Annotated in this window: 3 protein-coding genes; all 3 read left to right on the top strand. The window is 70.8% G+C overall.

What is annotated here, in order from left to right:
* The first annotated feature begins 57 nt into the window (after positions 1-57).
* Positions 58-963 carry a UDP-2,3-diacylglucosamine diphosphatase gene (locus ACFDS6_RS16360; RefSeq protein WP_375273160.1) on the top strand — a complete coding sequence of 302 codons (906 nt, stop codon included), beginning with the start codon at positions 58-60 and terminating at the stop codon, positions 961-963.
* Positions 964-968: 5 nt separating this feature from the next.
* Entirely contained in the window at positions 969-1,991 is a 1,023-nt protein-coding gene (locus ACFDS6_RS16355) for a glycosyltransferase family 4 protein (protein ID WP_375273159.1), read from the top strand.
* Between the two features lie 208 nt (positions 1,992-2,199).
* On the top strand, positions 2,200-2,861 hold a 662-nt coding region (locus ACFDS6_RS16350), incomplete at its 3' end, for a DUF1013 domain-containing protein (protein WP_375273158.1).

The following is a 2,861-nucleotide window of genomic DNA, read 5'->3' as shown; positions in this document are numbered from 1 at the left end:
GAGACGCGGGCGTAACATGGCCGGTCTAGGACCTATCCCGACCGGGGGAGCCTCGCCATGACCGCCAAGACGATCGCGCGCCTGACTGCGGCACCGACCAGCAGTGCCGACATCACCGACCTGTTCGACTTCGCCGCCGCGCGCCCCGCGCGTCCCGAACCCGAAGGCACCGAACGCCGCCGTTACCGGACGATCTGGATCAGCGACGTGCATCTCGGCACCCGCGGCTGCAACGCCGACCTGCTGATCGACTTCCTCGACCACGTCGACTCGGACACGATGTACCTCGTCGGCGACATGATCGACGGATGGCGGCTGAAGAAGCGCTTCTACTGGCCGGCGGCGCACAACGACGTCGTGTGGCGGCTGATGAAGCGCGCGCGGCGCGGCACGCGCATGGTCTACATCCCCGGCAACCACGACGAGATGTTCCGCCAGTTCGCGGGCCTAGACTTCGGCGGCATCCAGATCAGGCGCAAGGCGATCCACGAGACCGCCGACGGCCGCCGCCTGCTGGTGCTCCACGGCGACGAGTTCGACGCGATCACGCTGGCGCACACCTGGCTCGCGCACGTCGGCGACGTGGCCTATCACGCGCTGATGGCGGTCAACCGCTGGGTCAACGCCTTCCGCCGCCGCGCCGGCATGCCCTACTGGTCTCTGTCGAAGCACGCCAAGGCCAAGGTCAAGAACGCGGTCGCCTTCATCTCGCGCTTCGAGGAGGTGGTCGCGCAGGCGGCGGGTTCGCGCGGGGTCGACGGCGTCGTGTGCGGCCACATTCACACCGCCGAAATACGCGACATCGCCGGGGTCGCTTACTACAACGATGGCGACTGGGTGGAGGGCTGCACCGCGCTCGTCGAGCATCACGACGGCCGCATGGAGCTGCTCCACTGGGCCGACGAGATCGCGCGCCGCGCGCGCGACGCGGCCGAGCCGACCCCGCTCACGCTCGCGGCCTGACTCCGTTGAGGATCGCGATCGTCACCGACGCCTGGGCGCCGCAGGTCAACGGCGTCGTCCGCACGTTGGAGGCGACGCGCGCGCACCTGCTCGCCGCCGGGCATCAGGTGCTGGTGATCGCGCCCGACGCCTTCGCCAGCCTGCCCTGCCCGACCTATCCCGAGATACGCCTGGCACTTGCCGGGCGATCCGCGGTCGGCCGCCGCCTCGCCGCCTTCGCGCCGGATGCGATCCACGTCGCGACCGAGGGGCCGCTCGGGCTCGCGGCCAGGCGCTGGTGCGGCGCGCGCGCGCTCCCCTTCACCACCGCCTATCACACGCAATTTCCCGATTACGTATCCGCGCGCATCGGCGTCGATCCCGAATGGGTGTGGCGCTACGTCCGCTGGTTCCACGCCGCGGCACAGGCCGTGCTCGTCTCCACCCCGACGATCGCCGACGCGCTCCACCGCCACGGGCTCTCCCACACCAGATTATGGGGGCGCGGCGTCGATCTCGATTGCTTCGCGCCCACCGGGCCGATCGACGCCGCCATCCGCGCGCTGCCCGGCCCCGTGCTGCTCTACGTCGGCCGCGTCGCGGTGGAGAAGAACCTCGACGCCTTCCTCGGCGCGCACGTCGCCGGCAGCAAGGTCGTGATCGGCGACGGGCCCGCGCTAGCACAGCTGCGACAACGTTTCCCCGCCGCGCACTTCCTCGGGCGCCGCTCGGGCGCCGCGCTCGCCGCCGCCTACCGCGCCGCCGATGCCTTCGTCTTTCCCAGCCGAACCGACACGTTCGGGCTGGTGATGATCGAGGCGATCGCCTGCGGGACGCCCGTCGCCGCTTACCCGGTCCCCGGACCCGTCGACGTGCTGGCCCCGGCGACCGGCGCGATGGACGACGACCTCGCATCCGCGATCGCCGCCGCGCTCACGCTCGACCGCCGCGCCTGCGCCACCGCCGGACGGCGCTTCACCTGGGCCGCCGCGACCGACCAGTTCGTCGCCGCGCTGCAACCGATCGCCGCCGCCCGCCTTGCCGCCTGACCCGTCGACCAGCGCTCCCCTGACCTCACCTTCGTCATCCCGGGCTCGACTCGGGATCCCGCTTCTTCTCTCCCGGCAGCGCCGATCCCATCCGTTGCGATCGCACCCCACACACCCCGCTTGCCCTCGCGTGCGCCACGCACTAAGTCTCGGGCATCATGCGGCCGCTCCGGTAAGGGGCGGCCCTTTGCATTTATGGAGTTCCCGCATGGCCCAGCCGCTCATGCCCCACGCCACTGCTTCCTGGCTGGTCGACAACACCGCGCTCTCCTTCGAGCAGATCGCCGACTTCTGCGGCCTCCACATCCTGGAGGTGCAGGCGATCGCGGACGATACCGCCGCGACCAAGCTGACCGGCCGCGACCCGATCCGCGCGCACGAGGTGACGCAGGAGGAGGTCGACCGCGCGCAAGCCGATCCCGATTACCGGATGCAGATGACCAAGGGTCCCGACCAGGTCCGCCGCACCAAGGGTCCGCGCTACACGCCGGTGTCGAAGCGGCAGGACAAGCCCGACGGCATCGCCTGGATCATCCGCAACCATCCGGAAATCTCGGATGGTCAGATCTCGCAGCTGATCGGCACCACGCGCACGACGATCGCCGCGATCCGCGACCGCAGCCACTGGAACATCGGCAACATCACGCCCAAGGACCCGGTCACGCTCGGCCTCACCAGCCAGCGCGAGCTCGACGCCGCGGTGTCGAAGGCGGCGAAGGCGGCGGGCATCGAGCAGCAGCAGACCGACACCCGCCTCGACGGCGACCGCCAGGCACTGATCGCCAGCCTGCGCGCCGAGCGCGACCAGGCCGCGCGCGACGCGGAGAACGTCGAGAACGGCTTCGACCAGGGCGCGACCGCCCGCCCCAC

This window comes from Sphingomonas sp. (genome assembly GCF_042095875.1).
Classification (GTDB): Bacteria; Pseudomonadota; Alphaproteobacteria; order Sphingomonadales; family Sphingomonadaceae; genus Sphingomonas.
This window is presented reverse-complemented; position numbering and strand designations above follow the sequence as displayed.